General features: G+C 63.0%; 23 protein-coding genes. 18 read left to right on the forward strand and 5 right to left on the reverse strand.

Features of this window, described 5'->3' with window-relative positions; genetic code table 11:
• Positions 1-87: 87 nt before the first annotated feature.
• Together TZ53_RS27835 and TZ53_RS27840 are read left to right on the forward strand one after the other, a co-directional pair.
• Entirely contained in the window at positions 88-765 is a 678-nt protein-coding gene (locus TZ53_RS27835; protein WP_337589248.1) for a sigma-70 family RNA polymerase sigma factor, read from the forward strand.
• 22 nt (positions 766-787) lie between these two features.
• Positions 788-1033: a hypothetical protein gene (locus TZ53_RS27840; RefSeq protein ID WP_337589249.1), complete on the forward strand. Its 246-nt coding sequence runs from the start codon at positions 788-790 to the stop codon at positions 1031-1033.
• Between the two features lie 177 nt (positions 1034-1210).
• Here the strand turns inward: TZ53_RS27840 and TZ53_RS06155 are convergent, their stop codons facing one another.
• Positions 1211-2110 carry an AraC family transcriptional regulator gene (locus tag TZ53_RS06155; RefSeq protein WP_197565239.1) on the reverse strand — a complete coding sequence of 300 codons (900 nt, stop codon included), beginning with the start codon at positions 2108-2110 and terminating at the stop codon, positions 1211-1213.
• Positions 2111-2242: 132 nt separating this feature from the next.
• Between TZ53_RS06155 and TZ53_RS06160 the strand changes: the two genes are divergently transcribed.
• From TZ53_RS06160 to TZ53_RS06175, 4 genes are all read left to right on the forward strand, one after another.
• Positions 2243-2677, forward strand: coding sequence for a nuclear transport factor 2 family protein (locus tag TZ53_RS06160; RefSeq protein WP_044660726.1), 435 nt, complete (start codon positions 2243-2245; stop codon positions 2675-2677).
• Positions 2678-2686: 9 nt separating this feature from the next.
• On the forward strand, positions 2687-3730 hold the full coding sequence (locus TZ53_RS06165) for a quinone oxidoreductase family protein (RefSeq protein ID WP_044660727.1): 1044 nt from the start codon (positions 2687-2689) through the stop codon (positions 3728-3730).
• Positions 3731-3762: 32 nt separating this feature from the next.
• Entirely contained in the window at positions 3763-4605 is an 843-nt protein-coding gene (locus TZ53_RS06170; protein WP_044660728.1) for an alpha/beta fold hydrolase, read from the forward strand.
• A 66-nt stretch (positions 4606-4671) separates the two neighbouring features.
• On the forward strand, positions 4672-5505 hold the full coding sequence (locus tag TZ53_RS06175; RefSeq protein ID WP_044660729.1) for an SDR family NAD(P)-dependent oxidoreductase: 834 nt from the start codon (positions 4672-4674) through the stop codon (positions 5503-5505).
• A gap of 290 nt (positions 5506-5795) precedes the next feature.
• Here the strand turns inward: TZ53_RS06175 and TZ53_RS06180 are convergent, their stop codons facing one another.
• The gene (locus TZ53_RS06180) at positions 5796-6980 is read right to left on the reverse strand and encodes a PepSY-associated TM helix domain-containing protein (protein WP_044660730.1); all 1185 of its coding nucleotides are present in this window, start codon (positions 6978-6980) and stop codon (positions 5796-5798) included.
• Between the two features lie 3 nt (positions 6981-6983).
• A complete protein-coding gene (locus TZ53_RS06185; RefSeq protein WP_238320127.1) occupies positions 6984-8882 on the reverse strand; it encodes a TonB-dependent siderophore receptor in 1899 nt (632 codons plus the stop codon).
• A 461-nt stretch (positions 8883-9343) separates the two neighbouring features.
• Here TZ53_RS06185 and TZ53_RS06190 point away from each other — a divergent pair, with 461 nt between their 5' ends.
• Complete coding sequence (locus TZ53_RS06190; RefSeq protein ID WP_052628122.1) at positions 9344-9757, forward strand: DUF1905 domain-containing protein; 414 nt, start codon at positions 9344-9346, stop codon at positions 9755-9757.
• Positions 9758-9944: 187 nt separating this feature from the next.
• Positions 9945-10250, forward strand: a complete 306-nt coding sequence (locus tag TZ53_RS26655) for a hypothetical protein (protein ID WP_157009777.1) — start codon at positions 9945-9947, stop codon at positions 10248-10250.
• A 29-nt stretch (positions 10251-10279) separates the two neighbouring features.
• Here TZ53_RS26655 and TZ53_RS06200 read toward each other — a convergent pair whose 3' ends face one another.
• Together TZ53_RS06200 and TZ53_RS06205 are read right to left on the reverse strand one after the other, a co-directional pair.
• Positions 10280-11872, reverse strand: coding sequence for a PepSY-associated TM helix domain-containing protein (locus tag TZ53_RS06200; protein WP_044660732.1), 1593 nt, complete (start codon positions 11870-11872; stop codon positions 10280-10282).
• Positions 11869-12174 (reverse strand): hypothetical protein, encoded by a 306-nt coding sequence (locus TZ53_RS06205; protein ID WP_044660733.1) that lies wholly within the window; start codon positions 12172-12174, stop codon positions 11869-11871. Before TZ53_RS06205 ends, TZ53_RS06200 begins: the two co-directional genes overlap by 4 nt.
• A gap of 138 nt (positions 12175-12312) precedes the next feature.
• Between TZ53_RS06205 and TZ53_RS06210 the strand changes: the two genes are divergently transcribed.
• The 10 genes from TZ53_RS06210 (at position 12313) to TZ53_RS06250 (ending at position 23890) form a co-directional block, all read left to right on the forward strand.
• Positions 12313-14364, forward strand: coding sequence for a TonB-dependent siderophore receptor (locus tag TZ53_RS06210; RefSeq protein WP_044660734.1), 2052 nt, complete (start codon positions 12313-12315; stop codon positions 14362-14364).
• Between the two features lie 503 nt (positions 14365-14867).
• Positions 14868-15299 (forward strand): MarR family winged helix-turn-helix transcriptional regulator, encoded by a 432-nt coding sequence (locus tag TZ53_RS06215; protein ID WP_025548418.1) that lies wholly within the window; start codon positions 14868-14870, stop codon positions 15297-15299.
• A gap of 73 nt (positions 15300-15372) precedes the next feature.
• Complete coding sequence (locus tag TZ53_RS06220; protein ID WP_052628124.1) at positions 15373-15879, forward strand: 2Fe-2S iron-sulfur cluster-binding protein; 507 nt, start codon at positions 15373-15375, stop codon at positions 15877-15879.
• Positions 15876-16862, forward strand: coding sequence for an FAD binding domain-containing protein (locus TZ53_RS06225; protein ID WP_044660735.1), 987 nt, complete (start codon positions 15876-15878; stop codon positions 16860-16862). Before TZ53_RS06220 ends, TZ53_RS06225 begins: the two co-directional genes overlap by 4 nt.
• Positions 16859-19171, forward strand: coding sequence for a xanthine dehydrogenase family protein molybdopterin-binding subunit (locus TZ53_RS06230; protein WP_044660736.1), 2313 nt, complete (start codon positions 16859-16861; stop codon positions 19169-19171). Before TZ53_RS06225 ends, TZ53_RS06230 begins: the two co-directional genes overlap by 4 nt.
• Before the next feature lie 498 nt (positions 19172-19669).
• Positions 19670-21430, forward strand: coding sequence for a thiamine pyrophosphate-dependent enzyme (locus TZ53_RS06235; protein WP_044660737.1), 1761 nt, complete (start codon positions 19670-19672; stop codon positions 21428-21430).
• Positions 21431-21456: 26 nt separating this feature from the next.
• Positions 21457-21582, forward strand: a complete 126-nt coding sequence (locus TZ53_RS27730; protein ID WP_272947351.1) for a hypothetical protein — start codon at positions 21457-21459, stop codon at positions 21580-21582.
• Between the two features lie 13 nt (positions 21583-21595).
• Positions 21596-22630: an L-dopachrome tautomerase-related protein gene (locus tag TZ53_RS06240; protein ID WP_084694329.1), complete on the forward strand. Its 1035-nt coding sequence runs from the start codon at positions 21596-21598 to the stop codon at positions 22628-22630.
• Complete coding sequence (locus tag TZ53_RS06245) at positions 22627-23667, forward strand: SDR family oxidoreductase (RefSeq protein WP_084694330.1); 1041 nt, start codon at positions 22627-22629, stop codon at positions 23665-23667. Before TZ53_RS06240 ends, TZ53_RS06245 begins: the two co-directional genes overlap by 4 nt.
• Before the next feature lie 34 nt (positions 23668-23701).
• Entirely contained in the window at positions 23702-23890 is a 189-nt protein-coding gene (locus TZ53_RS06250) for a DUF3008 family protein (RefSeq protein WP_044660739.1), read from the forward strand.
• The last annotated feature ends 103 nt before the right edge of the window (positions 23891-23993 follow it).

Consider the following 23993-nt stretch of genomic DNA (forward strand, 5'->3'; position numbering starts at 1 on the left):
GACGGGCAAGTGTGACATCTTCGGAGAAATTTTTCGTGAATGGCCGGGTTTATGTCACAACCGGGCACGCTGCATCGTCTTGTACACATGACCATGAAGGAGACATTGGTGTCGACGCGCGCCGGCGGAAATGCCGCCGACCGACGGACGGCGAGACGTGAACAGCGCATCTCCGGATATGAGGCCGAACGCAATCGATTGCATCGGCTCGCATACCGAATGCTCGGCTCCCACAGCGATGCCGAGGATGTTATGCAAGATGCCTGGCTGCGCTGGGAAGGGATCGAAGATGATATCGACTTCCCTACGACCTATCTGACCCGGATTGTCACCCGCTTGTGCCTCGACCGCAAGAAATCGGCGCGCGCACAACGCGAGACCTATATAGGTCCGTGGCTACCCGATCCGCTGATCGGGTCCGTCGAGCCGGACGAAACAATCGCCGACGACATAACTGTCACGCTTATGCTGGCGATGGAGCGCCTGTCGCCGCTGGAGCGGGCGGCCTTCCTTCTTCATGACGTGTTCGACGTGGCATTGCCCGAGGTGGCCATAACCCTGGGTCGAGAGCCTGCCGCCGTCCGTCAACTCGCTTCACGAGCCCGCAAACATGTTCAGGCTGCGCGACCGAGGTTCGCCGTTGAGCCTGCCGAAGCAGACAGGCTTGCACGCGCCTTTTTTCACCGCCGCGCGGGATGGAGATACGACCCGACTTTCGAAAATCCTGGCGGAGGACGTCGAGATTCATACCGATGGCGGTGGTAAGGTACTCGCTTTCCGCAATGTCGTGCGGGGGATCGAGTTTGCGCTGCGTGTCTTTGCCGGAGTACGTCGCAAGAACGCGCCACCGCCCAGATTGCTTCGCACCGTAATGATCGATGGCTTGCCCGGCTACATCAGCCGCAATCAGGGCGGCGCACTGCAAACGACGGCACTCGACCTGCAGGACGGCAAAATCGTCGCGATCTACATAGTTAAGAACCCCGATAAGCTTGCCCACATTTCGTCCACAATCCAAACCAGCCACGCTTGAAAGGTGATGGTCGTACACGTTCTACGGTTGGCCGCACCAGGGCACCACTTAGAGCAGGATGAACGAGTATCAGTTTAGGACATGTCGGCCCAAGCTGAGCGACTGGGATTGGGGCGCATAGCAGCTGACGAGCTGAAGGCGTTGCTGATCGACTGCTAACGACGTCCTTGCGGGCGTTCATACGGGTGCGATTTCCAGCCCGATCTTCTTCCTGAAAGCGCCCGGCGTCTGGCCGGTTTCCTTTTTGAACGCGCGATTGAACGCTGCCGGCGACTCATAGCCGATGCTGCGGGAGACCTCCGCCAGAGCTGTGCCACGCCTCTGGATCATCCGCGTCGCCCGATATATGCGCCAGTGGGTCAGATACTCCAACGGCGTACGGCCGACCACGACCTTGAACCGGGCCGCAAACGCTGATCGCGACATTCCCGCTTCCCGCGCGAGAGCTTCGACAGTCCAATCCCGCCCGGGCTCCGCATGAACGGCCTTTATGGCCTGCGCCAGATTGCGGTCGGCGAGCGCCGCCAGCCATCCGTGCGTGGGACCGCCAGGCTGCGACGCGAGCGCGCGTATGGCATGGACGAACAGCAGCTCGAAGAGCCGGCTCGTGACCGCCTCGGAGCCAAGACCCGGCGCCTCGGTCTCCGCTGCAAGCAGCTCGAGGACTGACTGGAAGGCAAGCGACCGGTTCTGATCGAGCTTTAGATGAAGCAGCTTCGGCAACACGGCGAGAAGCGGCTGGGCATCGAGCGCGTCGATCTCGAAAGCGCCGCTCACAAAGGTGGTGAGCGCGCCCCCGCCGCCTAGCTCTATCCGATGCCCCACGCGCAGCTTCTCCACGTCGACACAGTCGATCATCTGCGAGCCTTCATGGTCGAACAGGCGATAGGGCTCGTCATCTAGCATGATGAAGACATCGCCGCCGCGCAGCGGGATCGGTTCGGCATTGTTCCCCGAAATCAGGATTCCCGATCCTCGCACCACGAGCACGAACTTCACGGCCTGCTCGCCTTTGGACATGAAGCCCCAGGGCGCGGTCGCATCGAGCCGCGTGAAGCCCGCCTTGCGAATGCGCATTTGCGTGAAGATCTCTGTCAGAGGGTCCATGATCAGCCATCCTTCTGGACGATAGAGCAACAAATATGGCGGTCCGATATCTATACGTTTCTACTCCTTGGCGCAATATCAGTCACAGAAAGGAGACCGGCGATGGATACCGCCATAGACAATATCGAGCAGGTTCGGCGCGCCAAGGCGCGCTACGCCCGCTTCCTCGACACCAAGGATTGGGACGGTTTCGCCGACCTCTTCGAGCCGGCGGTCGAGGTGCGCATGTTCGATCCGGCGGGGAACCTGGTCGTTTCCCACGACGACCGCGACAGCTTCGTGGCTGCGGCCCGGGCCGGGCTCGAAGGCGGGCAGTCGATCCACCAGATGCACAACGACGAAATAGATCAGATCTCCGATACCGAGATTTCCGCGACTTGGTCGATGGAGGACATGATCATCTTCCGCCCGGGGTCGGAAGGGCCGCGCCGGATGCACGGCTATGGGCACTATCACGAGCTCTGGCGCCTGGGGACCGACGGCTGGCGGATCACGCGTCTCGAGCTTCGCCGCACCATCCTCGAGTTCACGGAATAGGAGGCGGCGATGAGCGAGAACTCGAACAAGGTCGCTACGATGCAAGCGCTGGTCATGGCGCGCGCCGGAGGGCCCGAAGTGCTCGAGCTGCGAGAGATCGCAAGGCCGCGCATACTGGCCGATACCGACATTCTCGTCCGCGTGATGGCGGCAGGCATCAACCCCGCAGACTGGCAGAGCCGCAGGAACGGTGCAGTGTACGGCGACGGAGCGATCGACGCCTTCACGATCCTCGGAATCGACGGGACGGGCGTCGTCGATGCCGTCGGCGCCGCCATCAAGCACCTCCAGCCGGGCGATGCGGTCTGGTATGTCGACGGTGGCTATGCCGGCAAGTTCGGCAGCTATGCCGAGTACAAGGTGCTGAACGGGCACTATGCGGCCCGGATGCCGGCCAGCCTCGACTTCCTTGAGGCGGCCGCGCTGCCGACCGTCGCGCTGACCGCGTGGCAGGCTGTGTTCGACAAGGCCGACATCCACCCCGGCGACTTCGTGCTGGTCCAGGGCGGCGCAGGCGGGCTCGGACACATCGCGATCCAGTATCTCCGCGCGCTGGGCGCGCGGATCGCGGCGACGGTTTCGAGCGAGGCCAAGGCCGATCTGGTGCGCTCGCTGGGCGCGGAGCTCGCGATCAACTATCGGTCCGAAGACGTACTCGAAGGCCTGCGCAGCTGGGCGGGCAAGGAAGGCGCCGACACCGTATTCGACTTCGTCGGCCACGAGAATTTCGCCCAGAGCTTCGCCCATGTCGCCCCGTTCGGGACCTTGGTGAACACCGTTGTCTCCCCGTGGCCGACGGGAACCAACGCCCTTGCCGAGTGGAACAATATCGACATCCGTTTCGTGAATATCGGCCAGCCCCAGATAGCCGGCGATCACATCCGGCGTGTCCGAACCGCCGAAATCCTGAACCGCGTGGCCGAGATGGTCGATCGCGGGGAGCTTCGCGCGCACATCGACCGGATCGTCTCGTTCGACGGCGTGGGCGCAGCGCACGACGCGCTCGAGGCCGGCGAGACGCTGGGGCGGGTCGTCCTCAATATCGCGGCCTGACGCCGCTCCGACAGACTCCAAGGAGACGCAAGATGAGCAGTGGTTTCGTAAGAACGGGCGACGGCACCGAGATCTTCTACAAGGACTGGGGGCCGAAGGAGGCCCAGCCGATCATGTTCCACCATGGCTGGCCGCTGTCGTCGGACGACTGGGACAGCCAGATGCTGTTCTTTCTCGCCAACGGCTACCGGGTGGTCGCACATGACCGGCGCGGCCATGGTCGCTCGACGCAGACCGACATTGGCCACGACATGGATCACTATGCCGCCGACGCGGCGGCCGTCGTCGAGCACCTTAACCTCAGGAACGCGGTCCATATCGGCCATTCGACCGGCGGCGGCGAGGTCGCGCGCTATGTTGCACTGCATGGCCAGCCGCAGGGCCGCGTCGCCAAGGCGGTTCTCGTCAGCGCGGCTCCGCCGTTGATGCTCAAGACCAGGTCAAACCCGGAAGGCACGTCAATCGAGGTGTTCGACAGCTTCCGCGAGGCGCTGGCCGGCAACCGCGCGCGGTTCTTCCGCGACGTTGCCTCGGGGCCGTTCTACGGCTTCAACCGCCCCGGGGCGGACGTCTCGCAGGCGATCATCGACAACTGGTGGCGCCAGGGCATGATGGGCAGCGCGCTCGCCCAATACCAGGGCATCAAGGCATTCTCCGAGACCGACCAGACCGAGGACCTGACGGCGATCGACGTTCCGATCCTCGTCGTGCAGGGTGACGACGACCAGGTGGTGCCTTATTCCGCCGCGGCGCTGAAACAGATCGGGCTGCTCCGCAACGGCACGCTGAAGATCTACGAGGGCTACCCGCACGGGATGCTGACGACGCATGCCGACCTCATCAATCCCGACCTGCTCGCCTTCGTGAAGGCGTAGCTCGGCCGCTCGCGCGCAGCGGACGGGGAGTGGCTCCGCGGGTCCTCCGCCTGAAAGGAAACCATCATGACTGCTCGAACCTGGTTCATCACCGGCGCCTCCAGCGGCCTTGGCGCGGCGATCGCGAGAGCTGCGCTGCGCGCCGGCCATCGCGTCGCTGCGACAGCCCGCGACAACACCCGTCTTGCGAAGCTGACCGAGACCGCGCCCGAGCGGGTGCTGGCGTTGTCGATGGACCTGACCGCTCCGGACCAGATCGAAGGGGCCATTGCGGCAGCCGAGGCGTGGCATGGCGGCATCGACGTCCTCGTGAACAATGCTGCGCTGGGCTATCTCGCGGCGATCGAGGAAGGGGAGGATGCTAAGATCCGCACGCTCTTCGAAACCAATGTCCTAGGGGCAGCACACGCCATCCGCGCCGCTCTCCCGGGAATGCGGGACCGGGGCAGAGGCGCTATCATCAACGTGTCGTCGTTCAACGGGGTCGTCGCAATGCCGTCGCTCGGCTACTATAGCGCCACCAAGTTTGCCCTCGAGGGGCTTACCGAAGCGCTCGCGCAAGAGGTCGCGCCGCTCGGGATCAAGGTGATGGCGATCGAGCCCGGCGGCATCCGTACGGGAATCGTCGAGCGCAACCTTCGCAGCCCCCGGATCGACGCATACGCTGAAAGCGCCCACGCGATCATCGACCTTCTGGACAACGACAAAGATTTCGCGCTGGCGCCCAGCGATCCCGACCGGATCGGCGAAATTCTGGTCGGGCTGGCAGAAGCGGGCGAGATGCCGCGACGCCTAATTCTTGGCGCGGACAGCTGGGCCGGGATCACAGCGGCGTTGGAGGGGCGGCGTGAAGAATACGAAGCTTGGAGAGATCTGTCGCACAGCACGTCTTTCGCATGACGGCGACCTGAACCACCCTGTAGAAGTACGTTGCGGAACTCCCTAGCCGTTAGGAATACGTCTGCTTTTGAGGGCATCTATGCGGGCGCTGAACGACGGCAATCAGGGCGCCAAGCTGACAGGTCGGTCCGCCGTCCGGAACGTCCGGTATCCCTATCAGCGCTCCCGAAAGGAGCCGTTCCGGATCGTCCAACTTTTCCGACATGCGCGACCCTCCGGCGCGCGCCGAAACAATGTCCGCTTTTAGGAAGACTAAAAGCGGGAGCGAGTGGCCGGGAAGGGTCGTATTCTCAACTCGCGCCGGCGATAGCGCCTGGCGTGAGCGCCAGAGCCATCAGGATGAGCGCTATGCCGATATAAGCCCATATTCCCATGCCGCGCCAGGCTAGCTGCCAGCCGTTACCATGCAGTTGAGCGATCTTTGCCAACCGGGTCGCATAGATCACGGTGCCGGTCACTGCCATGGCGGTGAGTGCCGCGCCGAAGAGGAACCAGATTACCTTCGTCCACAGCCCGCCGAACGTGCCGAAGTGCAGCGGGTCGGCCATTTCGGAAATGCGCTGATGGACACTGAGGTCGCGCCCATCCAGTCGGGCAATCACCCTTTGGGTTGCCGGATCGATCGCGACGCCATTGGCGCGGTCGCGCACAAGCCAGGCAGACGACTGCCCCAGGAGTATGACGCCGTGCTCCGGCGTGAAGCGGATTTCCCGAATGTCGAGCTTCGGGTCTGATCGTCGGGCGCTCGCCACAAGGCGATCCAGCCGGGCGCCGACCGGGGGAGTACCGGCGGCAACCTGCGGCATTTCGGGCACGGGTGCGTTCCCGCCCAATGTCTCCACCAGATACCAGACGCCTGTCAGCGCGATGAGCACGACGAACCAGAGACTCCACAAGCCGATCAGGCGATGCAAGTCGCCGGTCAGGCGCCGCGTGTCACCCGTGCGCGGTGCGCGGAAGAAGCCGCGCCACCATTTCTTGTAGGTGACGATTCCGGATATCAGCGACGCCGTCAGCAGCAGCGCCAGGGATGACACCAGTGGAATGCCGATCTTCGTCGGCAACATGAGATGGCGATGCACCTGCCGCAGGAAGCGGTGGACATTGGCCCACCCACGCCGGCCGGTCACCTCTGCCGTCCAGGGATCGACATAGATCCGCTCGGGCGCGCCCTTGCCATGGCTGACCCATGCTTCGGCGGCGAACCACGGGTCGATGGGGGCGTAGAGCGTCTGAAGCCGTGCCTCCGGCGCTGCGCGCGCCGCGGCTTCCGCCAAGGCGCCCCAGGAGGCGACCGGCTCCGGGCGCGGCGAAACGCGCATGGAGGGTGTCACCAGCCAGTCGATCTCATGCGCGAAGACGGCGAGCGTACCGGTCGCAAGGATGAAGGTCAGGAAGATGGAGAGCTTGAGCCCGATCCAGCTATGCACCACCCACCAGAGCGAGCGACCCCTCTTGGCATGCGCCTTACCCATGGATCAGAAGCTGAAGCGCAGTTCGGCCAGGAAGGTGCGAGGCTCCCCTGGGAAATGCCCGCTCTGCGCGGAAAAGCCGGAGGCCGCATAGACCTTGTCGAAGATGTTGTCGACGCGCAGCATCAGTTCGGCAAAGCCCAGCCCCTTGGTGATGGACGCATCGAAAATCGTGTAGGGCTTCACGCCTTGGCCGGAGAGGCTGATGCGCCGCGACACATACTCGCCGCCGACGGCGAAGGCCGCGTCAATCGCCGGCACCTGATAGCGGGTCCAGCAGCCGAGCTTATGTTTGGGCGCATTTGCGAAGCGATCGCCCACGGCGTTGGTGATCGCCTGCCCCGCGATCGTTCCGGTGATCTTCGTATCATTATAGCCATAGTTGACCAGCGCGACCCAATTGTCCGTAATGTCGGTCGAAAGGTCGACCTCGAACCCCTTGCTCGTGACCTCGCCGATCGGGCGCAATTGATCCTGGCCGTTGACCGGAGGCAGGCTGGGGTCTGCTTGCAGAATGTTTTTGCGCACGATCCGGTAAGCGGCGAAATTGGCCTGAAGGCGGCCGTCGAACAAGTCCGTCTTGACCCCGCCCTCGAACTGATCGCCCGTCACGGGGGCGAACGGACCACCGGCATCGACCGTCTGACTTGAGGCGCTCTGCGGCTCGAAACTCTGCGACCAGCTTACATAGACCGAAACGTCCTTACGCGGCTTGAAGATGGCGCCCGTACGCAGAGTGACGTCATCGTCCCTGTAGAAGCGGTTGCCGACCACGCCATCCTCGAACCTGTCATATCGGACACCACCCACAAGCATGACCCTATCGGTCAGGCTGATCTGGTCCTGCAGATAGGCGCCCTCGCGCTTGGTGCGGGTATCGGTGGCGGTGAAGGGCAGCAGCGCCGCCCGAGCCACATCGCGCGCGCTGTTGGTATAGACCGGGTTGCTGAGACTGAGCGGTGTCACACCCGCGCGCAGGATGCGGCTGTTGAGCACGCTGGTTTCGTCATACCAGTCCGCGCCAGTCTGAAGCTTATGCCGCATCCCAAGCAGATTGACGCGTGCGGTGAGATTGGCGGAGAAGGAAAGGCCGTCCACATCGCGGATCTGATCGCGAAACTCCCGCGCGACCAGATCGGTGCTTCCCGTCACGAAACCGCGCGGCTCGTGATATTGCTGCGTCTCCGTCGCCTTGAAATAGCGCACGCCAGCGTCGAACGTGACGGCATCGCCGATCGCCGTGGCGTAGCGCGCTTGATAGGCCTGCGACTTCAGATGCAGGAAGTCCGTAGGCTCGTTGGCGTTCCAGCGGATGTTGGTCAGGAAATTGCCGGCATTGTCGGTCAACACACCGCGAAGGCGGTTCGCTTGCAGGTCATTGTCGTAGACCGTCGCCTGCAGCGTCAGCTTGCCGCCTTCGTTCGTCCGGATCGCGACGCCGCCATCGCCGATCAGCGACACATTCTTCGTGTTCAGCCGATACGGGTTCATCGCCTCGTAGAAGCCGCCAAGGCGATAGGTGACGATGCCGTCACTGTCGATCGGGCCGGTCGCTTCGGCCGATATGCCGCGCCGGTCGTAATTGCCGCCGGTCGCCACAAGCCGCATGGCCGTCTTGGTATCCGGCACCTTCGACACATAGTTGATGATGCCGCCCGGCGAGCCCGGCCCGAAGAAGAGGCCCGCCGGACCTTTCAGCACCTCGACCCGCTCTATGTTGAAGAGCTGAGGCACCGAAAAGCCGATGAAAGGGTTGCCCCGCATGCCGTCGTAGAAGGACTGATCCTGCCGGAAGCCGCGGAAGGTGACGCCGGCATAGCTGAAGAAGCTGACGCCCGAGATGTTGCGATAGATATCCGTCGCGTCGCGCGCGCCCTGATCGGCGAACAGATCCTTGTTGATCACCTGCAGTGCCTGCGGAATATCGAGCGGGTCTTGCGCGCTCTTGCCTACCGTCGTAATTTCTGTTCGGTACAGGCGTTGGGCGCGGCCGGTAACGACGATCTGGTTCCCCTCAACAACTTCCGTGGAGGGAATAGCTATTTGTTCAGCATAGGCCACGGTGCTGCAGAAAGAAGCGGACGCGAGCAGCGCCCCACGAATGATGGACAAAGCAGCCCCCTATCAAAAGATTCGCTAATGCGATCTATTTGCAATAAAGGGGCATCATCTTCGGCGCAAGGGTCATTAAATCCGAACCGGGCCACCCCAGGAACAGCTGTTAGCCGCCCGTATCCGAGGAGTGAAATTCGAGCTCTTAATGACGGGGATGGGTCGGCTGCGGCATCCAACGAAAGACAACTTATACGCAAATGATAGCGCCAGATCGGGTTGCATCAAACAAGCGAACAGCCAATGATCCCGTGATGCAAACGAACGATGGCCCAACAGATCTCGAGCTGATCCGTTTCCTGCGAGAAGAACTGGGCGGAGACGTCTCACTTGCCGAAACAGCTTGGGAGCATGTCGGCCCTATCTGGTTGTGGCGCGGGGAAGGCAAGGATGGCCAGCTCTCATCGATGTCGTGGCATTTTCTGACGATCGACGGCGAGGTCGCCGAAGCCATCCGTGTAGCATCGTCTGGCTACTCGGCGGCTTGGGGATCGGTCTACGTAGAGGCTGGCATCGGCAAAACGTGTTGGCGTACATCGGTCTTCCCGAGCAAGGCCATTCAAGGCTACATGCTGCCTATCAAGGCGAGTGTAAGAAAAGCAGAAAAGCTGGCCGAAGGCGACGTCATCACGGTACGCCTTACCCTGTCCAAGGGACCATCACGCTAGAAATGAGCGCTCGGCCTGAGGGAAGTTGGTCCGCGCAATTCTGATCAGCGTGGTGACAACTTCTCTAGACAGCACCATCCTCACGCTTTGCTGCTCGACAGCTGGCAGAAAAGCGAATGTCTGCTGCTGGGGATCGAAAATTAGGCGCTGAAAGTCCGGCATGGGTCGGTTGCTGAGCTTCTAGGCCATGACGCAGCAGGTGGGATGCTTTAGGTGGCAACCGAAATTCAGTGATTACGGTCTGAACGGGTTGTCAGTCTGCGGGTTTTATCCAGGGGAGTATCTGCGCGATGATCCAGCCGATGAAGGCCGTCCCCCCGAGCCACATCATGAAAGCGGCGGCATCGCCGGACAGCGCAAAAGCAATCCCCGGCAGGCAAAGTACGCCGGTCAGGCACCATCGCTGCATCCTGCTCTGCACCTTGCCGGATGCTCCGCTCGATCGCCGACGCTTGGGGTCACCGATGCACAGAAAAACGACGACGACCGCTGAAACGCCAAGAGCGAAGACTGCCGGTAGCATCATTCCGCCGCCTGCAAGCGTGCCGAAACATGCGGGTTGTCTGACCTTGGCCTGGGCGACTGAAGACGCCACAGCAGCGCGCTGCCCCCGAGCGCGAAGGCGACGTCGATCATGATGATGATCGGCTGGTTCGCTTGAAGCGCGCTCGTCCAGCCCGGCCCACCGGTAGCAAGGCGAAGAAACGGGAGAGCGATCAGCGCGAGCGCCATTCCCCACTGCATGGTCAAAGCTACCGCCCTTGCTGACCTTAGGCAAGCAGCGCCAAGGATCGCTACGCCGGCCGCAATCAGGAAAGCGGCCGTCGTCCAGAAGACGGCAGTGCCCAACGGAAGGGTGATGAGGAAAGCGGCGGCCGACATTGCCAGCGCGAAAGGCAGGCCGAAGCCGACCACCGACACCGAGCGGTCCAGCCAGCCGAGAGATCGGACATCCAAGGTCCGTCGCGCCAGCCACAGGCGCAGGCCGGTGAGCGTCACATAGCAGATGGCAAAGCCCAGCGCGAACCAGATCGCCTTGGAGAGCAATCCGCCGAAATTACCGAAATGCAGCGGCGCCATGATGGCTGTCAATGTACCGCCGGCCGAAGGACGGGTGCCGATCGCCGGCTTGGTGCGCTCGAACTGACCAGTCGCTCCATCATAAAGCAGCGTGGCGGGCTCGATGTCGCCCGGTGGCGGCTGATGATAGGTGGTAAGTTGCGCATCCGCGCGACCGAAATTCTCGATCGTCACGAAGGTCGGCGCGCGTCCTTTGGTCCGGCGGATTGCGTCGGCCATAACCCCGTCGAGATTGCCGATGCCCGTCACGCGGGGATCAGCCTTGCCGGGATTGCCATAGACCGCCTCATTCAGCGCGGCCACGTCGCCGCCAAAGGCCGCCATCGCCACGATCGGCACGCCCGCCGTCGAATAGAAGGAAAAGAAGCTGCCCGTGAAGGCCAGGATGAAGGCGAAGGGCAGGCTCCATGTGCCCGCCACGCTGTGCCGGTCGCGCTCGACCAGGACCGGATGAGCCTTCCGCCGCAGGGTGAAAATATCCCTGAACAGGTGACGGTGGATGAGCAGGCCGGAAATGGCCGCCACCAGCATCGCCAGCCCTACTATGCCCGTCAGCAGCAAGCCCCAGGGATCGGGCACATGCAGGCGGACATGGGTGTCGACCAGGAAGCTGCTGAGCGCATCATCATTGCGCGGCCCGAACACCTCCTCGCCGGTGCCGAACAATTTCTTGGCGACGCGCATGTTCCGGTCGAGCTGATAATAGATGCCGCGGCTGACGAAACTGCCGTCGGGATCGGTTTCATGGCGATGAAAGAAGGCACCGAGTTGATGATCGCCGATTTCGAACAGATCGACGCCTTCATGATATTTGGCGGGCGTGCGCGCGCCCAGATCCCGAACCGCGCGGTCGATCGGCCGTTCGAAGACGGATGTGGTCTGCACATGGCCTGCCGACCAAATGCCGACCTCCTCGGCGAAAACCGCGACCGTGCCGGTCAGCACCACGGCATAGAGCAGCAAGCCCAAAATGATTCCCGACCAGCCGTGGACGGCGACCATCAACTTGGTTTCTTGCCTATCAAGGTGGATCATGGTCGGGCTTCCATCGTGGCGGAGCCATGGTCGAGAAATTTGTTGGCGACAAAACCAGCATGGACGGCGAGCAGCCCGAGCGCGACCAGGGCGACACGGCCGAGCCGGCGGTCAAGGCAGGCATGAAAGAACAGCGCAGCCCAGATCAGCGGCATCAGCACCAGCGGCAGCACGAGATTGTCGATCCCCGCCGTGCCGCCCGGCAGCCAAAGCGCCATACCCGCGATCATAGCGATGGTGACGATAACCGCCCCGGGTCCTGCAAAGGCAATGCGGGTCCATTTCCGCGCCGCAAGTGACATAGTTCCTCCATCCGGCGGTCGATGGACCCTCCTGCGCCTGTCCTATTCTTGATGCTCATGCTTCGCAAGAAGAATGCTATTGCGAACTTCTCGCAACATATCTATGGCGCCCGGCGGCCTATTCGAAGGGGATGAAAGATGCGAATGATCGGGTTGACGGCAGTGGCATGGATGCTCTCGTTACAGGCCGCGTCGGCGGCAGAAGCCACTGCTGACGGCGAGCCAGGCACTGCCGATGCGATCGTCGTTACCGCTCAGTTCGCGGGAACCAAGACCGAAACCCCTATCATCGAAACCCCTCAGCCGATCACGGTCATCACGGCGGACCAATATCTTGCGCAAGGTGCGATCAGCATCAGCGACACGGTCAAATATGGCGCCAGCGTCCTGGCCAATCCCTATGGTCGCGACACCCGCATCGACGGCTTCAACATTCGCGGCATCGACGCGCTCCAGTTCCGGGACGGGATGCGCGACATCTTCAGCTATTATGCCAGCATCACCTCGGACCCGTATAACTTTTCCCGCGTGGAAATCGTGCGCGGCCCGGCCTCCGTCCTCTATGGTCAGGGTTCGATCGGCGGCCTCGTCAACCTGGTCTCGAAAACCCCGGAATTCAGGAGCGGCGGCGAAATCAACCTCGTCTATGGCAGCTATGATCGAAAGGAAGCGATGGGCGACGTCAACATCGCGCTCGCGGACAATCTGGCGATCCGCGCGGTGGCCCGGGTTCGTGATGCCGACACCTATATCGATCATGTCCCCGACGACCGCGTGATGTTCGCCCCGTCGGTCCGCTGGCAGCCGACGCCCGCCACCGATATCGTGCTGACCGGCCTCTATCAGGAGGATGACACGGGTTCGACATCGCAGTTCCTGCCGATTGTTGGCACCTTCCGGCCCAACAGTGTCGCTGGCGAGCAGCTCGATCGCTACACGTTCGTCGGCAAGCCGGGCTGGGACCGCTATGCCGGCCGCTCGCTCCAGGGCGGCGGCTCCATCACTCACCAGTTTTCGGACAATGTGCGGCTCAGCCTCAAGGCCCGCTACATCGACAGCGACCTTGAATATAACACCCACTATGCCGACAGCTACAGCAATCCTGAAAATCCGTTCGGAGCTGATGGCCGCACCATCGGCCTCTACGCCGACGCCAGCGACGCGCGGATGAACGTCTTTTCAACCGACAACAATCTGCAATTCAACTTCAACACCGGCGCGAATATCGAGCACAAGCTGCTCGTCGGGGTCGACTATAGCTGGAACAAGGTCAGCAAGCGTTATGCCGGCGGCGTCGAGACGGTCGACCTCTACGACATCGATTACGACGCGCTGCTGACCTACGACCCCAGCGGCGCCTTCTTCAGTGAATCGCAGAAGCAGTTGGGCATCTATGTGCAGGACCAGATCCGCTTCTACGATCGCGTCTCGGTCGTGTTGGGCGCCCGCCGCGACCGTGTCACCGGCTCCTCGGGCCAGAAAGATAACGCCACCACCTTCCGCGCCGGCATCATCGGCGAAGTCGGCGCCGGCTTCTCGCCCTTCTTCAGCTATACCGAGAGCTTCCTGCCGGTCGCCGGCTCGGTTCAGGATGTCGGCGGCGCCCCCATCGCTCCCTATCGCCCGCTCACGGGCACACAATATGAAGCCGGCGTGAAGTGGCAGCCTGCGCCGAGCACGCTCGTCACGATCACGGCGTTCAAGATCAAGGAGCGTAACCGCGTCCTCTATCTCGCCAACAGCGCTACCACCCAGTCGGGCGTGCTGAATACCAAGGGCTTCGAGGTCGAGGCCAGCCACACGCTGCCCGGCAATTTCGAATTGCTGGCCAATTATGGCTACAGCAAGCTTAAGTCGGAGGTGAACACCAGCCTCGATTATATGCCGCGCCACACCGCGTCGATCTGGTCGACCAAGACCTTCGGCTTCCCCGACGCGGGGCAGCTTCGCCTCGGCGCGGGTGTCGTCTATAACGGCAAGAGCGTATCGACCAGTTCGCTCTGGTCGATTATTACACCTTCGCGCACGACCGTCGACGCGCTGGCGGAAATCAACTGGCAGAACTGGCGTTTCGCGCTCAACGCGACGAACCTGCTCAACAACAAATTCTACGCCTCCTGCCTGGCGCGTGGCGACTGTTTCATGGGCGCACCCCGGAATGTCATGGGGACCATTGGCTTTCGCTTCTGAGCGGCCGCGCTCTTTCATGCGAGTCATTCTAAGGCGGTGAACCAAGGACTGGGCTTCTTTTGACTTTCAGGCTCGCTCTCATTGGCCACAAATTTTCTGTTGGCCCGACGCGCTCCGTTTGGCGGGCGCGACGGGCGAAGGGGCAGCGACGTCAATCGGCATCCAGACGGCTCCTCGTCGGCCGTTTCACTTTAGATGGCAGCGTTCGCCGGCTGACGACCGCAAAGCTATCAGTTCGAATAGCTGACGGTCCGAACCTGGACCACGGAAGTTAGCCTCTGAATGGCGACCCAGGGTCGGCTGTGTATGGAACCTCTCGGGACGATGTGCTGCTTGCGTCCATCCATCTCGGTCTTAACATTGTGCCGCAAAGCACGGGCACCGACAAAGGATGCAAAGCAGCCGTCGCATCGACAAGCATCGCACTTCCCGTCTTGAGCAGTTCTGCCAGGTTGCACGCAGTCGCGCTTCTCGCGCAGGCAAAGACGCGATATGTGGGCGAAATGAGCGATCCGACCGAAGAACAGCTCGCTGCACTGGGCACTGCGTTCGACACCTTCGCGCGGCGATACAAGCTGGCCGACGCCCGGCGTTCCGAGCGGCCGCTCGCCGAGTTGGACAAGGCCGTGCTGCTCTATGTCGCGGACCATGCCGGTTGCGGCCCGACCGATGTCGCGCGCTTCCTCGCGGTGCCGACGACGACCTTGTCTTCGGCGACGGATCGGCTCGTGAAGCGAGGCTTCCTGAAGCGCGAGCGTATCGAAGCGGATCGCCGGGCGGTCGCGCTCACGCTGTCTGAGGCTGGCGCGGCCTACGCCCAGGCCCAGGTCGAGACATATCGGCAAATGTATATGCTGATGCTTTCGCGGCTGTCGGCTGAGGAACGAGATCGGTTCATCGCGATGATTACAAAGATCGTCTACAACGATGATTGAATAGTCCGAACTTCGTTGTATCTTGTGGGTGACATCGCACGAGCCGCGTCGCGCCAACGGATGGAGCCAAGTCATGACGATATGTGTGAACGGCACGGAAGTTCCACCGCCCGGCGATGCCCGGGTCTCGCTGCTGGATTTGCTACGCGAGCATCTTCATCTCACCGGCACCAAGAAGGGGTGCGACCAGGGTGCCTGCGGCGCCTGCACGGTTCTTCTCGATGGCCGCCGCGTCCTGTCCTGCCTGACCTTGGCGGCTCAGGCGGACGGTAGCGAGGTGCGGACGATCGAAGGCCTAGCAGGTGAAGGCGGCGATCTTCACCTATTGCAGCAGGCCTTCATCGCGCATGACGGACTGCAATGTGGCTATTGCACGCCCGGCCAGATCTGCTCGGCGATCGGGATGGCGGAGGAACTTCGCGGGGGCGACCCCAGCTATGTGACCCTCGATATCACCGCCTCACCGGTCGTGACACGCGCGGAGATCCGCGAGCGCATGAGCGGCAATCTCTGCCGATGCGGAGCGCATAACGGGATCGTCGAGGCGATCGAGGCGATGCTGGCGGAGACAGCGGCATGACGCCTTTCACCTATGTCCGAGCGGCGGATCGGGCCGACGCCCTCGCCCGCGTTGAGAGTGGCGCACGGTTTCTGGGCGGCGGGACCAACCTTGTCGATCTTCTGCGGCAGAATGTCGAACAGGCGAGCGAATTGGTGGACGTCAGCCATACGCTCGGCACCATTCGCGAAAGCGAAGGCGGCGGGCTGATCATTGACGCGTCAGTCAAGAACGCCGCCGTTGCTGCCGATCCGCTCGTGCGCCGCCGCTACCCGGTGCTTGCCCGCGCACTGCTCGCCGGCGCCTCTGCACAGATCCGCAACATGGCCACGGTCGGTGGCAATATCCTCCAGCGTACGCGCTGCATGTATTTCTACGATGTCGAAGGCGCGCGCTGCAACAAGCGGCAGCCGGGCATCGGATGCGACGCGATCAACGGGTTCAACCGCTATCATGCCATTTTGGGCGCGTCGGATCAGTGCGTCGCCACCCATCCTTCTGACATGTGCGTGGCGCTCACCATGCTCGATGCCGTGATCCATCTGTCCGGGCCCGATGGCAATCGGTCGGTGCCGCTGAATGATTTCCATGTCCTGCCCGATGCTATGCCGCATGTAGAAACCGTGCTGAAGCCGGGCGAACTGATCACCGGCGTCGAACTGCCGCCTCCTTCTGACGCGCTGACGCATGCCGAATATCGCAAGGTCCGCGATCGCTCCAGCTACGCCTTCGCGCTGATCTCCGTTGCGGGCGGCCTGGCGCTTGCCGATGGTCGCGTCACGCAAGCCCGCATCGCGCTCGGCGGCGTGGCGGCCAAGCCCTGGCGGGCGACTAAGGCAGAGGCGGCGCTGGTCGGAGTCGCGCCGACGCCCGAGGCTTTCCTTGCCGCGATCCGAGAGGAGCTGGCCGGCGCGCGGCCGCTATCTGGCAACGGTTTCAAGATAGGTCTCGTCGAACGCACGGTGGTCGCCGTCCTGACCGCCCTTGCAGGAGCGCACCCATGACGAAGCTGCAAAACGCCATCGTCGGCGGCGTGCGCGCCGTCATTGGCCAAGTGCCGGCAAGCTGGCTGCCCGGCGGCACGCCCGATCCCCTGATCGACAAGCGCGTGTCGCTCGGCGAGCAGCAGTCGCGGGTCGACGGACCCGACAAGGTGCGCGGCGCGGCGCGGTTCGCCGCCGAAGTGCCGATGGAGGGTCTCCTCTACGGCGCCTTCGTCCATTCCACGATCGCGCGGGGCCGCATCGCGGAGATCGATGTGTCCGCGGCCGAGGCGGCCCCCGGCGTCGCGCTCGTCATGACCTATCGCAACGCCCCCAAAATGAGCGTTCCCCCGCCGATCGGGATGACCAACCTCAAGGCCGCTGGCAATCATACATTGCCGATCATGCAAGACGCAGAGATACGCTGGAACGGTCAGGTCGTCGCGGTGGTACTGGCCGAAACGCGAGAGCAGGCGGACCATGCGGCCAACTTGGTCCGTGTGCGCTATGACGCCGCTTCGTCGCGCACCCGGTTCGAGGAAGGCAAGGCCAGCGCCTATACGCCGGAGTCCATCCTCGTCGAACGCAATCGCCTAGAGAAGGGCGGCCCAAGCCGAAAGTTCGCCGGGGCCGCCTTCAAGATCGACGCCGTCTATACGACGCCCTGGGAGAACCATAATCCGATCGAGCCGCATGCCGCGACGATCGTCTGGCGGGACGGCAAGCTGATCGTTCACGATGCGACCCAGATGATCCACGGGACAGCCGGTTCGCTCGCGAAGACATTCGGGCTGAAGGCCGGCGATGTCGAGGTCAGCTCCCCCTACGTGGGCGGAGGCTTTGGCGCAAAGGGTCTTTGGGATCACCAGATATTGGGCGCGGCGGCGGCGAAGCTTGCTGACCGGCCCGTGCGTATCGCCCTCTCACGCGCCAGCATGCACCGGCTGATCGGCGGGCGCATGCAAACAGAGCAGCGGGTGGCGCTGGCCGCGGATGCGGACGGCAAGCTCAAGGCTCTGCTGCACCATGGCTACGGCGTCAGGCCGCTGCACAGCATCTGCGATGAAGGCTTCACCCTCACCGGCCGCTCGCTCTATGCCAGCGAGAGCTTCGATATCGTCCAGCATTATGTCGACCTCGACCTGCTGGCGAACAGCTTCATGCGCGGGCCGGGCGAGACGCCCGGCACTTTCGCGATCGAATGCGCGATCGACGAACTGGCGCATGCCATTGGCATGGACCCCATCGAGCTGCGCCGGCGCAATGTCGCGACCCGCGATCCGGTGAGCGGCGCACCGCACTCGCAAAGCGCGATGATGGAGGCCTACGACCTTGGCGCGGCGCGCATCGGCTGGGATCGGCGTTTGGCCGAGCCGGGCATGCGGCGCGATGGCGAGTGGCTGATCGGCATGGGCTGCGCCACCGGCACCTTTCCGTTCATGCGCATGCCTGGCACGTCCGTGCGGATCACCATCGACGCCAGTGGCAATGCCCATGTCGCCAGCGCCGCGCACGAAATGGGCATGGGCACGGCGACGGTGCAGCGGCAGCACGCCGCCGATCGCTTGGGCCTGCCACTTGACCGCGTCATAGTGACGATCGGGGATTCGAGCCTGCCCTTCGCGAGCTTTGCCGGCGGGTCGTCGCAAACCGCCTCCCTGGCTTCGGCGATCACCGCAGCGAGTGGCAAGCTGGTGACGGACTTGCTGCGGCTGGCGGGTAACGACACGCCGCTAGCCGGCCTCAAGCCCAGCGAAGTGGAGCTTGTAGACGGAGGCCTCCGCAGCGTCGAAGATCCCGCCCGCCAGGAAAGCTTCGCTTCCATCCTACGCCGTTCCGGCCGGAGCGAGGTTAGCGTGGTCGGCGAAAGCGGCGCACCGCTGGAGATCATGAAATATTCGATGCACAGCACGTCGGCGAACTTCTGTCAGTTGCGCGTCAGCGAGGTCACGGGTGAAATCCGCGTCGATCGCCTCGTCGGCGCCTTCGACTGCGGCCGCATCCTCAATGCCAAGACGGCGACCAGCCAGTTCAAGGGCGGCATGATCATGGGGCTCGGCATGGCGCTGACTGAGGAAACGCTGCTCGACGAGCGCAGCGGCCGCATCATGAGCACGTCGCTCGCCGACTATCATGTGCCGGTGCATCTCGACGTGCCCGACATAGATGTGCTGTGGACCGACATCCCCGATCCCCGCACGCCGCTCGGTGCGCGAGGGATCGGCGAAATCGGAACGACCGGCGTAGCGGCCGCCATCGCCAACGCCGTCTTCAACGCAACCGGCAAGCGCGTGCGCGACCTGCCCCTAACGCTCGATAAGCTGATCTAGTCCTGGCCGAAATATTCGCACTCGAAATAGCTGACGGTCAGCAGTTAGGATCAGCAAATTTGTGCGCGGACGGCCGGGATGGTCGACGTCGGAAGGCGGCACGTGGGACTTTGCTGACATTCAATGTCGCCCCTTCAATGACCCGTTCAAACAAAACCTCGCCTCAGTGCCGAGTGGGAAGACTGTCGTTCTGACACTCCGTACGACGGACATGCCCGCAGTCGATCTGCGAAAGCAAATTAAGCTGTCTTCATTTTCTCGGATTGGAGAGGCGACTTTACCTCGCGAAAACCGTCCGCCCGAGCGAATGTGGAGCCGGAATATTCCGAGCAATTGGCCCGAGCACATGAAGCAGCCGCTAACCTATGTAATCATAGCGGCCTTTTGTTCCGCAGCCTGGAACGGCGATCTTTCGCGACCGTTACCGACAGCGTCTGCCGCATCCCGTTTCCGCCGTCGGAGCATTGCGATCGGTGAGATTTCAATGGGAGCGGCCGGATGCCTCGAGATGGCGCGGATATCCTGATCGAAACGCTGATTGCGTTCGGCGTCGACACCGTGTTCGGTCTACCCGGCGACGGCATCAACGGCGTCATGGAAGCGATCCGCACTCGGCAGGATCGGATCCGCTTCATCCAGGTCAGGCATGAGGAATCCGCAGCCTTCGCCGCGGCGGCGCACGCGAAGTTTACCGGCAGGCTTGGCTGCTGCCTGGCGACCACCGGGCCGGGGGGCGTTCATCTGCTCAACGGCCTTTACGACGCCAAACTCGATCGCGCCCCCGTCATCGCCATCACCGGCGCGCCCTATCATGACCTGAACGACAGCTTCACCCAGCAGGATATCGATCATGCAAAGGTGTTCATGGACGTGGCGATGTATTCCGCCCGCGTCATGGGCGCTCGGCACATGGAGAATGCCGTCAGCCTCGCCTGCCGGCATGCGATCGCTCATCGCGGGGTCGGCCATGTGAGCGTGCCGGTCGATGTGCAGGAGGAACCGGAGGAGTCCGAGAAGGCTTCGGACCGCAACATCCCTCATCATGCGTCCCTCGTCCCGGCTGACGCCGCCCATTGCGCGCCCGACCAGGAGATCGCTCGTGCGGTGGACCTGCTCGATAGCGGCAAGCGGGTCGCCATCCTGGCGGGCCAGGGTGCGCTTGGCGCCATCGAGGAACTGACCCGCACCGCCGATCTGCTCGGCGCGCCGATCGCCAAGGCCTTGCTCGGCAAGGGGCTGCTGGCCGACGATGATCCGCTCACCACCGGCGGCATCGGCCTGCTCGGGACGCGTGCGAGCCAGGAGGTCATGGAGCGATGCGACACGCTGCTGATCGTCGGCTCCACCTTCCCTTATATCGAATATTATCCGCAGCCCGGTCAGGCGCGCGGCGTCCAGATCGATCGTGATCCGACGCGGATCGGGTTGCGCTATCCCGTAGAGGTCGGTCTGTGCGGCGACGCGCAGATGACGCTCGCAGCATTGAACGGGCGGATCGAGCGCAAGACCGATCGCAGCTTCCTCGAATTCGCACAGGAGCAGTCGCGCGCCTGGCGCGACCTGCTTCGGTCCACGATCAAGAAGGGCGACGCGCCGATGCCGCCCGGCCGCATTGTGCAGGAGGTTGGCGATCGGCTCGCCGACGACGCGATCGTCGTTTGGGACAGCGGTCATAATACCGGGCTGATGGCCCGATACGTGATCGCAAAGGCCGGGCAGATGTATGGCGGTTCCGGCTTGTCGGCGTCGATGGCGTGTGGCCTTCCCTACGCGATCGCCGCTGCGCTAGCCTTTCCCGGCCGGCAGGTCGTCGCGTTCATCGGCGACGGCGGGCTTTCCATGCTGATGGGAGAGCTGGCGACGATCACTCGTTATCGGCTGCCGATCAAGATCGTCGTCATCAAGAACGGCACGCTCGGCCAGATCAAGTGGGAACAGATGATGTTCCTCGGCAACGTCGAATATGAGTGCGACCTGACGCCAATCGATTTCGTCAAAGTGGCGGAGGCCTGCGGCATCCGCGGCTGGCACCTCGACTCGGGTGCCGATGCGGGGCAGGTCGCTGCGGAAGCGTTGGCGCATCCGGGCGCCGCGCTGATCGAGGCGACGGTCGATCCCAACGATCCGCTGCTCCCGCCCAAGCGCATCGAAAAATATGTGAGCAACCTCGAGAAGGCGCTCGCTCAGCGGACGCCCGGCGCTGACGAAATCCGACGGGCACTCGCGCGTGAGCCGGCCCTGACAATGCTGAAAAGCTGACCCTATCACTACTCAGGAGAGCTGCGATGATCGACCAAAAGAGGAAGGGCGACTTCGATAAGACCGGCAACGCGGCCGTCGCTCACGCGGTTTGGCACGCGACCGGCCGCGGCATCCGCAAGCTGCCCGTTCGGATTGAACACTTGCTGTAAGGAGGAATGTGTAATGACCGAGCTCAGGCAGGTCGCGGTCTTCGATCATCAGGTCACGGGCGTAACCGTCAGCCCGGACGGCCGCGTCTTCGTCAATTTCCCGCGCTGGACCGACGATGCGCCCATGTCGGTCGCCGAACTGGCCGAAGATGGCTCGCTGCGTCCATACCCGGACGAGGCATGGAACAGCTGGCGCAATGCGAAGGCGATGGAGATGTCCGTCGCCGAGCATTTCGTGTGCATTCAGTCGGTAGTGACCGATCGCCACGGCGCTCTCTGGGTGCTCGACCCTGCCGCGCCCGGCAATGAAAAGATCCTGGAGGGCGGACCGAAGCTGGTGCGGATCGATCTCGCGACCAACCACGTGACGCAGGTGATCGCCTTCCCGCAGAACGTCGCGCTTCAAGGGACCTATTTGAACGACATCCGGTTCAGCCCCGATGGCCGCTATGGCTACATCACCGATTCCGGCACGCGCGGCGCGATCATCGTCGTCGATCTGGAGAGTGGCGACTCCTTTCGGGCGCTCGACGGCCATTCGTCCACCCAGGTTGAAAAGGATGTAGTGGTCGAGGTCGATGGCGCGCCGCTCAGGCGGCCGGACGGCCGTCAGCCTGTCTTCTCCTCCGATGGCATCGCCATCTCGAATGACGGCAGGACCCTCTACTGGCAGGCGCTGACCGGCCGCACTCTCTACGCGATCGACACTGCCACGCTGGTGCCAGACACGCCGGAGGAAGAGATTGAGGCCGCCGTGCAGAAGCAAGGCGAGACCTGTGTTGCGGACGGGCTGTGGATGAGCAGCACCGGCACGCTCTACATCACGTCACCCGGCGACAATGCGGTGAAGCGATGGACAGGAAGCGCGGTCGAAATTGTAGTCCAGGATGATCGGCTGCGCTGGCCCGACACGCTGTCCGAAGGCCCCGAAGGCACGATCTACGTCACGGCGAGCCACATTCAAGACACCTATTGGTTCAAGCCGGGAGCGCCGCCGTCGCTGCCGACCGCCCTTTTTACCTTCGATCCCGAGGAGAAGCGAAAATGACCGAAACGGATCACGGCCATCGCCTGGAGGCGGGGGAGGACGAGGGGCAAAATCCGGGTGGAGTATCTCGTCGGGCACTGGTTGACGGCGTCGTCGTCAGTGCGGCTGCGGTCGCTGCCGCGCCGGCGCTCGCGCAGGAGAAGCATCAGCCGGGCGCGCCGACCAGCGCCCAGTCAGCGAATTATCCCAAGCCGCCCTTTCCCAAACAGCAGCAGCCTTGGCCGGGTCTGACAGCCAGGATGACGCCGCGTCCGGACCATGGAGAGCAAAGCTATCGCGGCTCTGGGCGGCTGGCGGGACGCAAGGCACTGATCACCGGCGGTGACAGCGGGATCGGCCGGGCCGCCGCCATTGCGTTCGCGCGGGAAGGCGCCGATGTCGCGATCTGCTATCTGCCTAACGAGGAGCCTGATGGACACGAGGTCGGCGCGATCGTGCGCGAAGCGGGCCGAAAGTTTGCAGCCCTGCCTGGCGACATCCGCACCGAAACTTTCTGCCGCAAGCTCGTGGCAGACGCGGCGCGCCAGTTGGGCGGGCTCGACATCCTGGTCAACAATGCTGCCCGGCAGATCAGCCAGAAATCGATCCTCGACATATCGAGCGAGCAGTTCGACACGACGCTCAAGACCAACCTCTATGCTATGTTCTGGATCACCAAAGCGGCGATCCCGCTGCTCAAACCAGGCGCGGCGATCATCAACACCACCTCGGTCGTGGCCTATGATCCACCCGAGAACATCATTGATTATGCCTGCACCAAGGCTGGCATCATGAACTTCACCAAGGGGCTGGCAAAGCAGCTCGCGAGCAAAGGCATCCGCGTCAACGGCGTGGCGCCCGGACCGATCTGGACGCCCCTGCAGGTGACCGGTGGTCAGGAGCCGGAGAAGCTCCCGGAGTTCGGATCGGACACGCCGATGGGTCGCCCGGGCCAACCCGCCGAACTCGCGCCACTTTACGTGGCCCTCGCCGATCCGGCGTTCAGCTATACGACCGGTCAGATATTCGGTGCCGTGGGCGGCCGCGGGGGGCCGTAAACCACCGAATCTGCACTTCCAAAGGAGAACTGTCATGCCAGCGAAATCCGAAGCGCAGCAGAAGGCGGCGGGAGCCGCGCTGTCCGCCAAGCGCGGCGACACGCCCAAGAGCAAGCTGAAGGGCGCGTCGAAGTCGATGGAGGAATCGATGAGCGAGAAGGAACTCGAGAAAATGGCTTCGACCAAGCGCAAGGGTAAACCCGAACATAGCAGCAAGAGCTGAGTATGCGGGATTTGAGCGATCGGCTCCGTATATCCACTCTTGCTCAATGACACGGCCGAGACGATCGGGATCGATGCTGCCATCCGCTGCCGGATCATTGTCG

Source organism: Sphingobium sp. YBL2 (genome assembly GCF_000943805.1).
GTDB classification, from domain to species: Bacteria; Pseudomonadota; Alphaproteobacteria; order Sphingomonadales; family Sphingomonadaceae; genus Sphingobium; species Sphingobium fuliginis.